Here is a 447-nt window from a genome sequence, read left to right on the forward strand (position 1 = left end):
CAAACCATTGCAAACTCCGAATACCGAGACGGACTGTATGGGAGACACACGGCGGGTGCTAACGTCCGTCGTGAAAAGGGAAACAACCCAGACCCACAGCTAAGGTCCCAAATTTTGTGCTAAGTGGAAAACCATGTGGAAAGGCACAGACAGCCAGGAGGTTGGCTTAGAAGCAGCCACCCTTTAAAGAAAGCGTAATAGCTCACTGGTCGAGTCGGTCTGCGGGGAAGATTTAACGGGGCTAAGCACAGAACCGAAGCTTGGGGTGCACAACTTTGTTGTGCGCGGTAGAGGAGCGTTCCGTAAGCCTGCGAAGGTGGATTGAGAAGTCCGCTGGAGGTATCGGAAGTGCGAATGCTGACATGAGTAACGATAATGCGGGTGAAAAGCCCGCACGCCGAAAGCCCAAGGTTTCCTTGCGCAACGTTAATCGACGCAGGGTTAGTC

Annotated in this window: 1 rRNA gene; it reads left to right on the forward strand. The window is 53.0% G+C overall.

Annotated features, from left to right (window positions below):
• A 23S ribosomal RNA gene (locus CWM66_RS28535) occupies positions 1 to 447 on the forward strand; the annotation flags it as partial.

This window comes from Kosakonia sp. H7A, from assembly GCF_003028445.1.
Classification (GTDB): domain Bacteria; phylum Pseudomonadota; class Gammaproteobacteria; order Enterobacterales; family Enterobacteriaceae; genus Kosakonia; species Kosakonia radicincitans.